The 16,532-nt window shown below is 58.1% G+C and carries 17 protein-coding genes; 11 read left to right on the top strand and 6 right to left on the bottom strand.

The window, feature by feature from the left end; translation table 11 throughout:
* The first annotated feature begins 3 nt into the window (after positions 1–3).
* The 9 genes from OKC44_RS15900 (at position 4) to OKC44_RS15860 (ending at position 7,829) form a co-directional block, all read left to right on the top strand.
* Positions 4–693 carry an ABC transporter ATP-binding protein gene (locus OKC44_RS15900; protein ID WP_017411034.1) on the top strand — a complete coding sequence of 230 codons (690 nt, stop codon included), beginning with the start codon at positions 4–6 and terminating at the stop codon, positions 691–693.
* Positions 687–1,934: an ABC transporter permease gene (locus OKC44_RS15895; RefSeq protein WP_011707300.1), complete on the top strand. Its 1,248-nt coding sequence runs from the start codon at positions 687–689 to the stop codon at positions 1,932–1,934. Before OKC44_RS15900 ends, OKC44_RS15895 begins: the two co-directional genes overlap by 7 nt.
* 29 nt (positions 1,935–1,963) lie before the next feature.
* Positions 1,964–2,443, top strand: coding sequence for a DUF3299 domain-containing protein (locus tag OKC44_RS15890; RefSeq protein ID WP_219255650.1), 480 nt, complete (start codon positions 1,964–1,966; stop codon positions 2,441–2,443).
* A 139-nt stretch (positions 2,444–2,582) separates the two neighbouring features.
* Positions 2,583–3,449, top strand: a complete 867-nt coding sequence (locus OKC44_RS15885; RefSeq protein ID WP_017411037.1) for a TIGR03899 family protein — start codon at positions 2,583–2,585, stop codon at positions 3,447–3,449.
* A gap of 899 nt (positions 3,450–4,348) precedes the next feature.
* Complete coding sequence (locus OKC44_RS15880; protein ID WP_270814021.1) at positions 4,349–5,299, top strand: alpha/beta hydrolase family protein; 951 nt, start codon at positions 4,349–4,351, stop codon at positions 5,297–5,299.
* A gap of 137 nt (positions 5,300–5,436) precedes the next feature.
* Positions 5,437–5,868 (top strand): nuclear transport factor 2 family protein, encoded by a 432-nt coding sequence (locus tag OKC44_RS15875; RefSeq protein WP_270814019.1) that lies wholly within the window; start codon positions 5,437–5,439, stop codon positions 5,866–5,868.
* 144 nt (positions 5,869–6,012) lie between these two features.
* Positions 6,013–7,011 carry a hypothetical protein gene (locus OKC44_RS15870; RefSeq protein ID WP_139393803.1) on the top strand — a complete coding sequence of 333 codons (999 nt, stop codon included), beginning with the start codon at positions 6,013–6,015 and terminating at the stop codon, positions 7,009–7,011.
* Between the two features lie 70 nt (positions 7,012–7,081).
* Positions 7,082–7,354, top strand: a complete 273-nt coding sequence (locus OKC44_RS15865) for an ECs_2282 family putative zinc-binding protein (RefSeq protein WP_127908145.1) — start codon at positions 7,082–7,084, stop codon at positions 7,352–7,354.
* A gap of 13 nt (positions 7,355–7,367) precedes the next feature.
* Positions 7,368–7,829 (top strand): hypothetical protein, encoded by a 462-nt coding sequence (locus OKC44_RS15860; protein ID WP_270814016.1) that lies wholly within the window; start codon positions 7,368–7,370, stop codon positions 7,827–7,829.
* A 281-nt stretch (positions 7,830–8,110) separates the two neighbouring features.
* Here OKC44_RS15860 and cysC read toward each other — a convergent pair whose 3' ends face one another.
* From cysC to cysG, 5 genes are all read right to left on the bottom strand, one after another.
* Entirely contained in the window at positions 8,111–8,704 is a 594-nt protein-coding gene (cysC, locus tag OKC44_RS15855; protein WP_270814015.1) for an adenylyl-sulfate kinase, read from the bottom strand.
* Positions 8,705–8,852: 148 nt separating this feature from the next.
* A complete protein-coding gene (locus tag OKC44_RS15850; RefSeq protein WP_270814013.1) occupies positions 8,853–10,577 on the bottom strand; it encodes an SLC13 family permease in 1,725 nt (574 codons plus the stop codon).
* 4 nt (positions 10,578–10,581) lie between these two features.
* Positions 10,582–12,009: a sulfate adenylyltransferase subunit CysN gene (cysN, locus tag OKC44_RS15845; RefSeq protein ID WP_130631702.1), complete on the bottom strand. Its 1,428-nt coding sequence runs from the start codon at positions 12,007–12,009 to the stop codon at positions 10,582–10,584.
* A 24-nt stretch (positions 12,010–12,033) separates the two neighbouring features.
* On the bottom strand, positions 12,034–12,942 hold the full coding sequence (gene cysD / locus OKC44_RS15840) for a sulfate adenylyltransferase subunit CysD (RefSeq protein WP_039214485.1): 909 nt from the start codon (positions 12,940–12,942) through the stop codon (positions 12,034–12,036).
* Positions 12,943–13,050: 108 nt separating this feature from the next.
* Complete coding sequence (cysG, locus tag OKC44_RS15835) at positions 13,051–14,463, bottom strand: siroheme synthase CysG (protein WP_270814009.1); 1,413 nt, start codon at positions 14,461–14,463, stop codon at positions 13,051–13,053.
* Between the two features lie 197 nt (positions 14,464–14,660).
* On the opposite strand from cysG, the gene OKC44_RS15830 reads away from it, so the two are divergent.
* Both OKC44_RS15830 and OKC44_RS15825 read left to right on the top strand, forming a co-directional pair.
* Positions 14,661–15,581, top strand: a complete 921-nt coding sequence (locus OKC44_RS15830) for an SPFH domain-containing protein (RefSeq protein ID WP_011707311.1) — start codon at positions 14,661–14,663, stop codon at positions 15,579–15,581.
* Positions 15,578–16,033, top strand: a complete 456-nt coding sequence (locus OKC44_RS15825; protein ID WP_011707312.1) for an NfeD family protein — start codon at positions 15,578–15,580, stop codon at positions 16,031–16,033. The genes OKC44_RS15830 and OKC44_RS15825 overlap by 4 nt, the downstream gene beginning before the upstream one ends.
* Before the next feature lie 82 nt (positions 16,034–16,115).
* Here the strand turns inward: OKC44_RS15825 and OKC44_RS15820 are convergent, their stop codons facing one another.
* Entirely contained in the window at positions 16,116–16,526 is a 411-nt protein-coding gene (locus OKC44_RS15820) for a CBS domain-containing protein (RefSeq protein ID WP_011707313.1), read from the bottom strand.
* Positions 16,527–16,532: the final 6 nt, after the last annotated feature.

Below are 16,532 nucleotides of genomic sequence, written 5' to 3'. Positions count from 1 at the left end.
GCCATGAAAAATGCCGTGGTTGAGATCCGCGATCTGGCCTTTGCCTGGCCGGGTCACGAGGTTGTACTCGATCTGCCCGCCCTCACCATCAGCGAGGGGGAACGGGTGTTCATCAAGGGACCGTCGGGCTCCGGCAAGTCGACCCTGCTCGGCCTGCTGGCCGGGATCCAGACCGCCAACCACGGCACCCTCGAGGTGCTGGGCCAGCCGCTGGCCCGGCTCTCTGGCCGTGCCCGCGACCACTTCCGGGCGGCCAATCTGGGTTACATCTTCCAGCAGTTCAACCTGCTGCCGTTTTTATCCGTGCAGGACAACGTCACCAGCGCACTCACCTTCTCCCCCGAGAAGCGAGCCCGGCTGCAGGGTAGCCCAGCCGACGAGGCACGCCGCCTGCTGCGGGAATTGCAACTGCCCGAGGAGGCGCTGCACAGGCCCGTCCATGCCCTCAGCATCGGCCAGCAGCAACGGGTGGCCGCCGCCCGCGCGCTGATCGGCTCACCACCGCTGGTGATCGCCGACGAACCCACCTCTGCCCTCGATACCGACAACCGGGCCGCCTTCATCAAGCTGTTGTTCGAGGAGTGCGACAAGCAGGGCTCGACCCTGATCTTCGTCAGCCACGACCCCTACCTCGAACCGCTCTTTCCGCGGGTGGAGAACCTGCAACAACTGAACAGGAGGGCATCATGCTGAAACTTGCCCTGCAAAGCCTCTGGGCCCGCCGCCTCACCGCCGGGCTCACCCTGCTGGCCGTCGCCATCAGCGTCACCCTGCTGCTCGGGGTGGAGCGGGTGCGCAACCAGGCGCGCGAAAGCTTCGCCAATACGGTGTCGGGCACGGACCTCATCGTCGGCGCCCGCTCCGGCCAAGTGAATCTGCTGCTCTACTCGGTGTTTCGCATTGGCAATCCCACCAACAACGTGGGCTGGGATGCCTATCAGGCCATCAAGAACCAGCGCGGCATCGCCTGGACCATCCCGCTTTCCCTTGGCGACTCCCACAAGGGTTTTCGCGTGCTTGGCACCAATGGCGACTACTTCACCCACCTGAAGTACGGCCAGCAGCAGGCGCTGGAGTTGCGTGAAGGACGAGCGTTCGACACGCCGTTCGAGGCGGTGCTCGGCGCCCAGGTGGCAGAGAAGCTCGGTTATCATCTGGGGCAGTCCATCGTCATCGCCCACGGTGCCGGCAACACCTCGTTCAGCCAGCACGACAACCTGCCGTTCAAGGTGGTGGGGATCCTGGCACCGACCGGTACCCCCATCGATCGCACCATCCACGTGCCGCTGGCCGGCATCGAGGCGATCCACCTGGGCTGGGACACCGGCCGCCACAGCAAGAACGTAACTGCCGAACAGGCACTGGCCCAGGATCTCACCCCCAAGACCATCACCGCCTTCATGGTAGGGCTCAGCAACCGGATATTGGCGTTCCAGCTGCAGCGCAGCGTCAACACCTACCGGGGTGAGCCGCTGATGGCGATTCTGCCGGGCGCTGCTCTGCAAGAGCTGTGGAGCCTGATGAGCGTGGCGGAGACGGCGCTGTCGGTGATCGCCGGCTTCGTGGTGGTGGCGGGCCTCATCGGCATGCTGACCACCCTGCTGGCCGGCCTCAACGAACGGCGCCGGGAGCTTGCCATCTTGCGATCCCTCGGTGCCGGCCCCGCCCACCTGTTCCTGCTGCTGGCACTGGAGGCGATGGCCCTTACCACCGCCGGCATCGCGCTCGGGGTGGCGGTGCTCTACCTGGGGCAGGGGCTTGCCACCCCCTGGCTGCTCAGCCACTATGGCCTGCAATTGAGCCTGGGGTTGCCGAGCGCCCACGAGTGGCTGCTGCTGGGGCTGGTCTGGCTGGCCGGCATGGTGATCGGCCTGTTGCCCGCGGCCCGCGCTTATCGCTACAGCCTGAGCGACGGCATGAGCATTCGCGTCTAGCCAGACGCCCATAAAAACGAGAAGGACAGATGATGAAGTGGAAAATTGTGGCACTGCTGGCCGCCCTGCTGGCGCTGCCGGCCATGGCCGTGGAGTACAAGACCATCGACTGGGATGTGCTCATTCCCGCAGGTGAAAAACTGCTGCCGCCCCCCCAGGTGAGCCACGACGGCAACCTTGCCTCGGTGCCGCAGCCGGTGGGTGGGGTCAACCTGAAGCTGGACAACCAAGAGGTGCGCATCCCGGGCTTCGTGGTGCCGCTGGAGGGGGATGCCAAGAAGATCACCGCCTTCCTGCTGGTGCCCTACTTCGGCGCCTGCATCCATGTGCCGCCCCCGCCCACCAACCAGGTGGTCTACGTGAGCTACCCCAAGGGGGCGCCGGTGGACGACCTGTGGGACGCCATCTGGGTGAAGGGCAAGATGCGCACGGTCAGCTCCAGCCACGAGATGGCCACCGCCTCCTACTCCATGGAGGCGGTCGAGGTGAGCGTCTACGAAGAGCAGTAACCAACCACACACGGCCTCCCGCGGGAGGCCGTTTTGTTATCCGCGACGACCGGATCCCGGCCAGCCCCTGCCTGAGGGATTGCCCGCCATCCCGGTTGGAGTAACATTCAAGGCTAGACCTTGCGATCACGGAGCCAGCATGGCTGACCTGCCCCCGCCCAAGAAAGAGAGTTCCATCCTGAGCAGCCAGGAGCAGACCCTGCGCCTGGCCCGCAGCCGCGGTATCGACGGCATGCTCACCCGCAACAGCGACAGCACCTTCGAGCAGCGCGCCACCTTTCGCCAGCTGGCGGATCAGGCCGCCCGCCAGCGCAACCTGGAAGCCATCATGGTGATGGCCTCCCGCCACTGCGAGGAGACGGCCGCCGGCGGCGAGATGGACAGCGACTGGCTGACCCGTTTCCTGCAACTGGCGGAAGACATCAGCATGGTGCCCATGCAGCAGTTGTGGGGCCGCATCTTCGCCATCGAGATCGCTACCCCGGGCCGCTTCTCCATCCGCGCGCTCTCCACCTTGAAGGAGATGACCCAGCGCGAGGCCCAGCTGTTCCAGCGCATCTGCTCCCTCTCCTGCCACTACGTGGGCAGCGACGAGCAGCGGCTGCTGCTGGGGCTGCACAAGGGGGCCAGCCTGCTCAGCCGCGCCCGGGTGACCCGGCTCGGTCTGGGCAAGTACCGCATCCCCTACAACGCCCTGCTGCAGCTGTTCGAACTCGGCTTGCTGCACCGGGGCGAGCTGGAATCCGGCCCGCTGCCCGCCGACGGGGTGGAGCTGGAGTTCGGCGATCAGCGCTGGCGCCTGCAGCGCAAGCAGGCCAACATCACCCTGCTCTACTACCGGCTGACCCCGGTCGGCAACGAGCTCGCCCAACTGCTGCAAGAGCCGCCGCTGGAGGAGTACCTGCAGGATCTGAAAACCGTGCTGGTGCAGGGACTGCAGATCGAGACCATGATGCTGACCCCGCCCGCCGGGCCTGAGCCTGCTCCGGTCGACCCTGCCCCCTGATCTCCTGGAGCCCGCCCCCGGGCTCCGTGGTTTTGCGCATCAGCGCAGCATCTTGCGAAATAGTGGCCTGCCGTTGCCAAAACGGTTCCTGAAATGCAAATACCGTCAGCCCTGGCGCCTCATGCCACAGGCTACCCCAGCTCAATACCGTGACAAGAGGCGTGTGACAAGCTCACCGAGGATCTGGCCCGCCCCTTGCTACCGTCCATTTGCAGGCAGGCAATGAGCGGCAATGGTCAACCAAGCTCCCCCGCTCGCCCGCCGGATCCAGTCACCGGACGGTGCTTGCCAGCTGGACTTGCAGAACGTGCGCTAACAACAAAAAGATGGGCCCGCCGTCGTCACCGACAGCGGGCCCATTTATTTCTTGTGGAAAGTGCGGTTCTGACCGGACAGGGACGCCCATGTCATCACGGCCCCAGCCTTGATGCCCTCACCCAGGCATCTGTGCCGCGCCTCACTCGACAGCGTGACGGCCCCGCAGTTCATTCCCCGTCCAAATGCGCAACGAGCATTGAGAAAGTACGGACGCAGGGATCCCCCATCGCCCGACCACCACCCCATGGCAGCTCAATTTATTGATCTTGCCCGAGAAATCATCCACTCCCCCTTCCCTAAAAGGCTCCGTTCGGTAACATGGCCAGCAGATCCCCTCTTGTCGGAGCAGCCATGTACCAGACCAGAGCAACACCGCAGGGAAAGCGCAGCAAGCTGGAGGCTGGAATTCAGGGGCGGTAGCCTTGCCCGATGAAATAGATAAACGAGTGGTAACACAAATATATTCTGATACCAGAGAACGTTAGTTCTCAGACCATCGCAATAAAAATAATAAAAAATATTTAAACGGTCGAATTATCGGATAAGTAGCACCCTTAATTTCATCACTGTCAGGGGCCAAAATGAAAATTCGAGCGATATTTTTACTTTTGCTATTTTTGACATTCACTAGTAACGCTGACGATATCATTACTCGCACAGCCAGCAGGGATGATGGCTCGCCTATCTCCTATTATTTGGTCCAACATCCCCATGATGCAGACACCTTGCTGTTGATTCTGCAAGGCTCTGATTGTAATAGTGTGTTGAAAATAGAGTCCATACTCACCGAGTATAAAAATGTCTGGCCAGAAGCTGATGTTTTGCTAATCGAAAAGTACGGCATCAATCGCAAGTTAAAATACAGTAGCGACCCGGCACGCAAAGACTGCCCAGCTCAGTACCTTGAAAAGGACAATCCTGCGCAGCGGGTCGCGGATATCAAAACTGTGCTCGATATCGTTCGAAAGGATGGGCAATACAAGAAATTAATTCTCTTGGGTGGCAGTGAAGGGGCCGTTATCGCCAACCTGGTGAGCGCAGACGTTGACTATATCGATGCCACCATCGCCTTTAATGGCGGTGGCCGCTGGTTTATCGATGACGTCTCACACAGCATCGCTGCAGAGCATAAAAACCCCGCAGCGGCGAGAAAAGATATCGACGGCTTTAAAGGGTTTGCCGAACATGTTCTTAACAGCAAACCCTTTGAGCTTGACGTCAGCGGACATGGCTATCATTGGTGGAAGCAGATGCTCTCCATCGATCAGCTTGATACCCTTAAAAAAGTAAATTCTCCTTTGCTGATCATTCAGGGAGGGAGAGACACGTCGGTGTCACCGCAAAAAACAGATGAGTTGATGCAGCATCTTAAAGAACTCGGGAAAAGTAATATTGAGTATCGGCGTTACGAAGAGCTCGATCATGGATTGAAAAACAGTGACGGGAAAAGTCAGCGCAAAGAGGTCGTCAGCGACATGAATACATGGTTACAGTCCAAGCTAGGCGACCCGAAGAAGCACAAGATTCACTGATTTAGACTTGCAGGCGATGCATTGTTTTATAACGACGACCAGGATGGAGTGGATTAATAAAGTGGTGTCACTCACCAGTGAGCTCCCTCCTTCCAATCACGGTTATTCTGAAGCCCAATACAGACATAGGAATGGTGATGGAACAGGAAAGTCTAGTCGAGATAGCGATTGAGTATTTCAAGAAAGTAGATGCAGGTGACCCCAGTTATCTTGATCTTTTCTCGGATAATGTTGATTTTTTCTTCCCCAAATTTGGGCAAGCTCAAGGAAAGGATGCATTAGTTGAGTTTGGCAATAGAATTGGTAGCTCGCTCACCAGCATCTGGCACGACATTGATGGTTTTAAGATAACGACTGCTGGCAACACCGTGATTGTCGAAGGGCAAGAGGGGGGAGTAATGAGTGATGGTACCTCTTGGCCGGACAATAATATCTCCATGGGCCGTTTTTGTAGTGTATTTGAATTTACAGGAAAGCTGATAAGCCGCATGTACGTGTATGTCGACCCTGATTTTCCGAGTAGAGATGCGGCAAGGATTTCTGTGTTGTCAGGGGAAGTTTACCAATAACAAAACGTTCAATGTTTACTCGCAATAAGTAGCATTTTCACTATGTATTGGATTATGTGATTAAGGTGGTTTTCAGTCGCATTGGTATGGCATCACTCCACATTAACAAGGTGGCTGTATTTATCATAAATATGAGATGAAGATATGTTATTAAAATATAACACTAAATTAGATTCTATTGAGAAAGAACGTACTAAGCGACTAATTGACTTTCATATCGATGAAAGAAAATTTCAAGATATTTTGTTTCGCTCATTGGATAGATTATTTCCTGATGATGAGTTGATTATGTTAATGCAATCGCAACGCTGGCGTGAAGAACCAGATCTAATGGCGCTTGACAAAAATGCAAACTTATATATTTTTGAATTAAAAGCATGGGAGTCAATTCAAGAAAACATTCTACAAGTTCTCCGTTACGGCCAACTTTATGGTGATGCAGATCTAGAAAAAATCACTCATTGGTTCAATAAATTCCATGGGATTGATGTTAGTCTAGAAAAGTCTTTCGAAGATAAGTTCAATAAGAAACTAAATGAAAACAATTGCAACCAAAAGCAAGTTTTCATTGTAATGACTAATGGCATGGATTTCAAAACCAGAGAGTCTATTAAATACTGGAGGTCTTGTGGCTTAGATATCCGACCTTGGATTTATCGTGTCTATGATGGAAATAGTGATTGCATGAATGTAGAAATCACTCCATTCCGTGTTGATGATAATCCATATGAAGATATCGCTGAAGGTTATTACATTTTAAATACCAACTATAATAATAACAAAGAAGATCACAATGACATGATTAAAAACAAAAAATGTGCAGCCTATTTTGAACCATGGAAATATAAAATAGAAAGACTAAATAAAGGCGATGTCGTTTTCCTTTATCAATCAGGTGTAGGTATTGTTGCTTTTGGTGAAGCATCTGGAAAGTTATGCTTAGCGGATTATCATGGAAATCCAGATTATAAAAATGAAGAGTATTATATGAAACTAAATAATTTCCACACAGTTAAATCGCCACTCTCCGCTGCAAAAATAAAATATATCACAGATGTTGACTATCGCTTTATGAGCACAATGTTTGGCATTGATCTAGAAAGTGGTAAGAAAATCAGAGCTGAACTTGAGTCAAATAAATGAATTTAACAACTTGAAGCTGAACACATGGCATACCACCAATTAAGTGGAAGTCATGTACTTTGGAGGAATAATGAAGCTAGACAAGCTCAATAGAGAAATAAAAATGTATTGTCCAACCTGTGGAAATACCGACTTTTCATTCGTGGAACATGATGAAGAGGGGCTAGTAATTTGTACTCAATGTGAACGTCAAATGGCAAAATCTCAATTGCTTGAAGAAAACTCCGAATTATTGGCTGAAGCTCAAAATGAAATAACAAATGAAGTTCAGAAACAGATCGAAGCCGAAATAAAAAAGCTTCGAAATGCCTTTAACGGTAATAAGAACATCAAATTTAAGTAAGGTATAGTCGAGCATGGATTTTGGCAATGGTGTTGCGCTCCTAGCTTTGTGCTTATCAGGATATGCCACTTGGAAAACTATTCAATTTAACAAACGACAAGACGAGCTAGTTGAAACTCAAAAAGAGCTTAATAAGCTGTTGCTTGCTAAGGAAACCGAAGAAGTTCTAGATGATAAAAAAGCTGATTTAGGAGCATCAATTATCAAACTTGGAAATAATAAATATCGTTTGAAAATTTGGAACAAAGGTTGTGCTGTTGCAAGGAATGTAGAGATCGACTTCCCAAATGGGAATGAATTTATCAGTGATTCAGAATTAAACGATAAGTTTCCGTATGAATGCTTGGAAAAGCATGCATCTGTTGAACTCATTGCTTATGTACATTCTCAAACAGCAAGAAAACAGACATTGTGTCTGCGTTGGTCTGATGAGCACAAAAATAAGAATGAAAAGCTAGTTTATCCCACGTGGTAAAACTCGCATAACAAACCATTTGAGAGTAATCCCAAACGTTTAGTATTACCGGTCTAAAGTTGGCTTCCGTGTTTACGGTACAATGCTTCAGGTATGATAGTAGCGTTGTTCACAACTTAATGTAGCATTATCGGCCAGAGAAGAATATCCGCCTTTTAGCGCTACGTAGTCGTCCCCCTTTAAGCAGAAAGCCACTGACAACAAGGGGAATCATTGACAAGAAACAAACAAGGGAGAAAGCTCCCCCCTTGTTTATCAATATTCAGTTCGGACAATCAACCTCAGTCGATTAACCCCCGCTGCCGCAGGGCAATAAGCAGTTCATCCACCAGCGCTTCCACCGGCTTGCCGGCGTTAAGCAGGTGGATCTCCGGCTGCTCCGGTGCCTCGTAGGCCGAATCGATACCGGTGAAATTGCGGATCTCCCCCGCCCGCGCCTTCTTGTAAAGCCCTTTTGGATCGCGCTCTTCGCAGACGGCGAGCGGTGCATCGACAAACACCTCGACAAACTCCCCTTCACCCACGAGATTGCGCACCAGCGCACGCTCGGCACGAAACGGCGAGATAAAGGCGGTGAGCACGATAAGGCCCGCATCCACCATGAGCTTTGCCACCTCGCCGACCCGGCGGATATTCTCCTGGCGGGCGGCGTCATCGAAGCCGAGATCGCCGCACAGGCCGTGGCGCACATTGTCCCCATCCAGCAGATAGGTGTGCTTGCCTTGCGCGGCCAGCGCCTGCTCCAGGGCTCCCGCTAGGGTGGATTTGCCCGCCCCGGAGAGCCCGGTGAACCAGATCACCAGCGGCTTTTGCCCTTTCAATTCGGCCCTACGCTCTTTGCCCACGGCATGCTGATGCCACACGATATTGCTCATCCAAAACTCCTTGCTTGGCGCGCGCGCCTCAATGCTGAAACGGTCTGGCTCCCTGGAGCTCAGCCTCTGGCCACTCGCCACTGACGGGGGCCATGGTCGTCATGTATTCCTATTCCCTACCAGCCACCAGGCCCCCAATTGCGGCGCCTTAAAACGGAAACAGCAGGGGCACCATGACGATCACCCCGAGGCTGTAAGCCAGGGAGACCGGCAGGGCTAATTTAAGGTAATCCGGCATCTTGTAGTTGCCCGCCGCATAGACCATCAGGTTGGTCTGGTAGCCGTAGGGCAGGATAAAGCTGGAGCTCGCCCCGAACAGCACCGCCAGAATGAACGGCATGGTGGAGACATCCATGCTGAGCGCCAGCTGGTAACCCATGGGGAAGGCCAGCGCCGCGGCGGCGTTGTTGCTCATCAGCTCGGTCAGCACCAGAGTGAACAGGTAGATGCCGATAAAGGCGATCAGGGGGCTGGCACCGTTGAACTCCCCCATCAGCCAGTCGGCGATGACCCGGGCCAGCCCGCTTTTTTCCAGCTGATCGGCGATGGCGAGCGCCCCGCCCACCACCAGCCAGATATCCAGCGGAAAACGGCGGCGGATCTCGTCCAGGGTCAGGATCCGGGAGAACAGCAGCACCACCAGCATCACCAGCAGCCCCTTGAACAGCGGCACCAGGTCAAACACCGACAGCGCCAGCACCCCGAGAAAACCGCCCACCACGGCGGCACTGCGCGTGGCATCGAGCCGGGTGGAGGCTTCCAGCCCGCTCACCACCACGAACTCGCGGGAGAGGGACTTGTTGCCCGCAAACTTGGGGCCGGGGGCCAGCAGCAAGGTGTCCCCTGCGTGCAGCTCAATCTGGCCGAGGCCACCGGTGAGCTGGGTCTCGCCCCGGCGCACCGCCAGCACCACCGCATCGAAGTGGGTACGAAACTCCGCGTCCTTGATGGTCTGCCCCACCAGCCGCGAACTGTGGCTGACGATCACCTCCACCAGATGCTGGCCGTTGAGCCGGTGCTGGCCGTAGAGATCCAGCCCCTTGAGCTCCTGCAGCACGCCGACGCTCTCCACGTCGCCGCAAAACAGCAGCATGTCCCCCTCGTGCAACTCGTGTTCCGGCTGCACCGGGCAGATCACCTGATTGCCCCGGATGATCTCGGCAAGATAGAGGCTTTTCAGGCTGCGCAGGCCGTTCTCCTTGACGCTGCGCCCGGCCATGGGGGAGCCGGGGCCCACCTTGGCCTCGAGAAAGTAACCGGATTCGCGGCTCATCTCGGTGTCCTGCTCCGGCAGGTGGCGGGCAAACAGCAGCACGGCCACCAGGCCGGTCAGCAGGGTCCCCGCCCCTACCATAAAGAAGTCGAACATGCCGAGCGGCTTGGCCCCCATCTTGATGAGGAAGCTGTTGACGATGAGGTTGGTGGAGGTGCCGATCAGGGTCAGCACACCGCCAAAGGTCGCCGCGAAGCACATGGGCAACAGCAGCCGGGAGGGCGCATGGTTGGGGTTGCGCTTGACCGCCCCCAGCATGGACGCCACCACGGCGGTGTTGTTGACGAACGCCGACAGGAAGGCTGTGGAAAACCACACCTTCACCAGCACCTTGTTGAAGGAGCCGGTGCCCACCAGGTTGGCAAACCAGCTCATGACCCGGCTCTTCTCCACCGCGAGCGAGACCAGCAGCAACAGCACCAGGGTCAGTAGAGCGCTGTTGGTGTAGCCCGCCACCACGGCGTTGATGTCCGCCAGGCCGCTCAGATAGGTGATGAGCACGGCGCCCGAGAAGAGCAGCGCCGGCCGGAGTTTGCCCTGGATCAGCAGGGCGACGAGGGCAGCCAGCAGACCCAGCACCAGGGATTGTTGCCAGGTCATGGGCTTATTCCTTGCTTGCGTCGTTGCTGATGGTCAGCGCCTGCCAGTGGGGGAAGTGCTTGCGCACCAGGGCGTTGAGCTCGACTTCGAACTCGCTGTAGTGCCCAGTTGCCACTTTCGCGGCCAAGCCTTCCACTATCATGCCGGCACCGACGGTGACGTTGGTCAGCCGGTCGATCAGGATGAAGCTGCCGGTATCGCGGATCTCCTGGTACGGGTCGAACGCCACCGGGTCGGTCAGGCTCAGCTCGCACAGACCGATCTCGTTGAGCTTGAGTTCGCTCGCATCCAGCTCATCGAGCTTGTTGATCTCGATGCGGTGGCGGATGGCCTCCACCTGGCCACGGCTCTTCTTGGTGGCCAGCTTGACGTCGTAGACCCTGCCCGGTTGCAGGGACTCCTCCCCCATCCAGACGATGTGGGCCAGCAGGTTCTGGGTCACCAGCGGCTTTCTGGCGGCATCCACCAGCAGGTCGCCACGGCTGATGTCGATTTCATCGGCGAAGGTGACCGTGATGGCCTGACCCGGCAGGGCGTAGTCGAGATCGCCGTCGAAGGTGACGATGCGGGTCACCGTGCTCTCTTTGCCGGAGGGCAGCACCGCCAGCTTGTCGCCGACCCGCAGGATGCCGGAGGCGAGCGTGCCAGCGAAGCCGCGAAAATCGAGGTTGGGGCGATTCACGTACTGCACCGGCAGGCGCACCGGGTGACGCTCCAGCTCGCGCTCCACTTCGGCGGACTCCAGCAGAGAGAGCAGGGTCTCGCCCTGATACCAGGCCAGCTTGTCGCTTGGGTTGACCACGTTGTCACCGTCCAGCGCCGAGACCGGCACGATATGGATGGTGTCGACGCTGAGCTTTTTGGCAAATTCGCGATACTCCAAGCTGATGCGCTCGAACACCTCCTGGCTGAACTCCACCAGGTCCATCTTGTTGACCGCCACCACGAACTGCTTGATGCCAAGGAGGCTCGCGATAAAGCTGTGACGGCGGGTCTGATCCAGCACCCCTTTGCGGGCGTCGATCAGGATGATGGCCAGATCGCAGGTGGAGGCGCCGGTGGCCATGTTGCGGGTGTACTGCTCATGGCCCGGGGTATCCGAGATGATAAATTTGCGCTTGGCGGTGGAGAAATAGCGGTAGGCCACGTCGATGGTGATGCCCTGCTCGCGCTCCGCCTGCAGGCCGTCCACCAGCAGGGCCAGGTCCAGCTTCTCGCCGGTGGTGCCGAGCTTCTGGCTGTCGGACTCCAGCGCTTTGAGCTGATCTTCATAGATTTGCTGGGAGTCGTGCAGCAGGCGGCCGATGAGGGTGCTCTTGCCGTCGTCCACGCTGCCGCAGGTGAGAAAGCGCAGCAGGCTCTTGTGTTGCTGGGCGTGCAGGTAGGCTTCAATGCCCTGTTCGCTGATGGCGGTCTGAATGTGGTTGTTCATGTTGCGATTCCTTAGAACATTTTTTTAGAAATAGCCCTGACGCTTCTTCTGCTCCATGGAGCCGGCCTGATCGTGGTCGATGAGCCGCCCTTGCCGCTCGCTCGAAGTGGTGAGCAGCATCTCTTCGATGATCTCCGGCAGGGTGGTGGCAGCGGATTCGATGGCACCGGTCAGCGGGTAGCAACCGAGGGTGCGGAAGCGCACCAGCTCCTGCTTCACTTCGTCTTCAGGGCCGATGGGCATGCGCTCGTCATCCACCATGATCTTGATGCCGTTGCGCTCCACCACCGGGCGATGGGCCGCAAAGTAGAGCGGCACTATGTCGATGTTCTCGAGGTAGATGTATTGCCAGATGTCGAGCTCGGTCCAGTTGGAGAGCGGGAACACCCGGATGCTCTCCCCCTTGTTGACCTGGCTGTTGTAGACGCGCCACAGCTCAGGGCGCTGGTTCTTCGGATCCCAGCGGTGGGACTTGTCGCGGAAGGAGTAGACCCGCTCCTTGGCGCGGGACTTCTCCTCGTCGCGGCGGGCACCACCGAAGGCGGCGTCGAAGCCGTATTTGTTGAGCGCCTGCTTGAGCCCCTCGGTCTTCATGATGTCGGTGTGCTTGCCACTGCCGTGCACGAAGGGGTTGATGCCCATGGCGAGGCCGTCCGGGTTCTTGTGGACGATGAGATCCAGTCCGTACTTCTTGGCTGTCTCGTCGCGAAACTTGATCATCTCCTTGAACTTCCAGTCGGTGTCGACGTGCAGCAAGGGGAACGGGATCTTGCCCGGATAGAAGGCCTTGCGGGCCAGGTGCAGCATGACGGAGGAGTCCTTGCCGATGGAGTACATCATCACCGGGTTTTCAAATTCGGCAGCCACCTCGCGGATGATGTGGATGCTCTCGGCTTCCAGCTGCTGCAAGTGGGTCAGTCTTTCACGGTCCATGTCTGGGTCCTCGGTTCATTGCTAACGCGCCTGGTCAGGGCGCGGTGTTGGTTCAGGTCGGTGCCGCCATGGCCGCACCGTCAAATCGATGGATGTCGCCGCCGGCGCTCAGGCCAGGCTCACCAGCTTGAGGTCGCTGGTGCCCTGCTGCTGCCCCTCGCCAAACCAGGCGAGCCGCTCGCGCAGGGCCACCACTTCGCCGATGACGATGAGCGATGGGCTCACCGCCTGGACGGCCAGTTCGGCCAGATCCGCCAAGGTGCCGGTCAGCACCCGCTGGCGAGCGGTGGTGCCGCGCTCGATGATGGCGATGGGGGTTGCAGGGCTGCGGCCATGGCTCACCAGCTGCTGGCGGATATGCTCGGAGCGCATCAGCCCCATGTAGATGACCAGGGTCTGGCTGGTGGCGGCGAGCTGCTGCCAGTCGGGCTCCTTGCCCTCTTTCTGGCAGTGGCCGGTGATGAAGACGGCGCTCTGGGCATGGTCACGGTGAGTGAGCGGAATGCCGGCATAGGCGGTGGCACCGGCGGCGGCCGTGATGCCGGGCACCACCGAGAAGGGGATGCCCTCCTCGGCCAGCACCTCCAGCTCTTCGCCGCCACGGCCGAACATGAAGGGATCGCCCCCCTTGAGCCGCACCACCCGGTTGCCCGCCTTGGCGTATTCCACCAGCAGGCGATTGGTCTCCTCCTGCGGCACGCTGTGGGCGCCCGCCTTCTTGCCGACCGACACCAGGGTGGCATCGCGGCGCACCAGATCGAGGATCTCGGTGGAGACCAGCTGGTCGTAGAGCACCACTTCGGCCTGCTGAATCTGTTGCAGCGCCTTGAGGGTCAGCAGGCCCGGATCGCCGGGGCCCGCCCCCACCAGCACCACTTCCCCCACTTCGCTTTTCGCATTATCTAGCCCCTCGTTCAGCCACTGCTCGGCTCCCTGCCAATCTTCTTTCTCAATCAGACCGGCCAGGGTGTTGGAGGCAAAGGCGCGCTCCCAGAAGCGGCGACGGTCGGAGATCGAGGAGAGCACCCGCTTGGCCTGGTCGCGCACCCGGCCGGAGAGCTCGGCCAGAGCGCCGAGATGGCGTGGCAGCAGGCTCTCGAGCCGCTCGCGCAGCAGGCGCACCAGCACCGGCGCCTTGCCGCCGCTGGAGACGGCCACCATGATGGGGCTGCGATCGATGATGGAAGGGAAGATGAAGCTGGAGCGCTTGGGGTCGTCCACCACGTTGACGAACAGACCGAGCTGGTTGGCGCTCTGATAGACCAGCGCGTTGACTTCGAGATCGTCGGTAGCGGCCACCACCAGGATCTGGCCGGCCAGATGGGCCGGGGTGAAGCGCTCCGCCAGATGGGTGAAGCGATCGGAAAATTCCGTGAATTCGGGTTCCAGCTCGGGGGAGACCAGGGTCAGCCTGGCACCGGCCGCCAGCAGCAGGCGCGCCTTGCGCAGGGCCACTTCGCCCCCTCCCACCAGCAGCACCGGGCGACCGTCCAATTTGGCAAACATCGGCAAATAATCCATTTCGGCCCATCCCTCGGAACACGACTAATATGGGGCGACTATAGGCAGGGCTGCTTATCCCTCAAAATAATAAAAAATGCTTTTTAATGCATTTTAGTAATTAACAAAGCCGTATGATGACAAAGGCGAAGCAAGGCGCTTGTGGTGCCAGGCGCAAGGCCATAGGCTAGTGAAAGTGTTTCATAAGGAGCTTAATAATGAATGAGTCATTGATTGTGCTGGGGATCTTCGTGTTTCTGGTGCTCGCGACCCTGAGCGCCGGCATCAAGATAGTGCCGCAGGGCTACAACTGGACCGTGGAGCGCTTTGGCCGCTACACCCGCACCCTGGTGCCTGGCCTCAACCTGCTGATCCCCTATGTGGACAGGGTCGGCCACAAGATCATCATGATGGAGCAGGTGCTGGACATCCCAGCGCAGGAGGTGATCTCCCGCGACAACGCCAACGTCACCATCGACGCCATCAGCTTCGTGCAGGTGGTGGACGCCCGCAAAGCTGGCTATGAGGTCAACGATCTCACCAGCGCCATCCGCAATCTGACCATGACCAACATGCGGACCGTGCTCGGCGCCATGGAGCTGGACGAGATGCTCTCCCAGCGCGACACCATCAACGAGAAGCTGCTGCGCACCATGGATGCCGCCACCGCCCCCTGGGGCATCAAGGTGACCCGCATCGAGATCAAGGATGTACGTCCGCCGCTGGCACTGGTCGAAGCCATGAACGCCCAGATGAAGGCCGAGCGCCAGAAACGGGCCGAGGTACTGGAAGCCGAAGGGGTGCGCCAGTCCAAGATCCTGAAAGCGGAAGGGGAGAAACAGTCCCAGATCCTCAAGGCCGAGGGTGAGCGTCAGGCCGCCTTCCTCGCCGCCGAAGCGCGGGAGCGGGCCGCCGAAGCGGAAGCCAAGGCGACCCACATGGTCTCCAAAGCCATCGCCGAAGGGGATCTGCAGGCCATCAACTACTTCGTGGCCCAAAAATACACCGAGGCGCTGGCCCGCATCGGTGAAGGCCCCAACAGCAAGGTGGTGATGATGCCGCTGGAGGCGGGCAGCCTGATCGGCGCCGTCGCCGGCATGGCCGAGCTGTTCAAGGATGGCAAAGGCGGCAAGTCATGACAGCCCTGTTCGAGGGGCTGACCCACTGGCACTGGCTGGGGCTCGGCTTCGCGCTGCTGGCCATCGAGGTGCTGGGTTCGGTGGGCTTTCTGCTCTGGACCGGCATCGCCGCGCTGGAAGTGGGCCTGCTGCTGCTGGTCTGGCCCTTCGGCTGGCAGGCGCAGTTGCTGCTGTTCGGTCTGCAATCCCTGCTCACCACCTGGGCCTGGTGGCGCTGGCAACACCGTCGGGATCGCTCCAGCCGGGATGCCGCCGCCCCCATCAACGAGCGGATGCAGGGCTATCTGGGCCGCGAGCTGGTGCTGCTCGATGACGTGACCCAGGGCATGAGCCGGGTGCACCTGGACGACACCGCCTGGACGGTGCGCTGCAACCAGCCGCTGAGCGCCGGCAGCAAGGTGCGGGTGACGGGGCATGACTCCCATATCCTGCTGGTGGAGCCGCTGCCCTGACACAGGGAAAGGCGCGATGACCGTCAACGACAAAGGGCTCCTCGGAGCCCTTTTCGCTGTCTTGCAAACTGTGCCGGCGGGGCTAAAAGGCGTCGCTGTCGAGGGCGGCACGCAGCAGATCCTTCCAGCTGATGATGCCGACCAGGGCGCCGTTTTCCAGCACCGGCAGGCAGGAGACGTTCTTCTCCAGCATCATCTTGACCCCGTCCCGCACCGTGAGCTGGGGGGCGATGGTGATGGGATGGCGGCTCATGATCTGGTGAGCGCGCCGGTTGAGGGTCTCGGTGTCGCGGCTCATCTCGGCCTCGGAGTCCAGATAGGGGCTGATGGCGCGGAACAGATCCCGGTCCGAAATGACCCCCACCAGCTCCTCCTCTTCCAGCACCAGCAGGTGACGAAAGTGAGCCTGCTCGAAGATCTCCTTGATGACATTGAGCCGGTCATCCATGGAAACGGTGGCGACCCGGGTCGTCATGATGTCCCTGATAAGCATGCTAAC

This window comes from Aeromonas sp. S41-2, from assembly GCF_027705845.1.
GTDB classification, from domain to species: Bacteria; Pseudomonadota; Gammaproteobacteria; order Enterobacterales; family Aeromonadaceae; genus Aeromonas; species Aeromonas hydrophila.
Note: the sequence above shows the minus strand (reverse complement) of the source record. Positions and strands in the feature narration are given on the sequence as shown.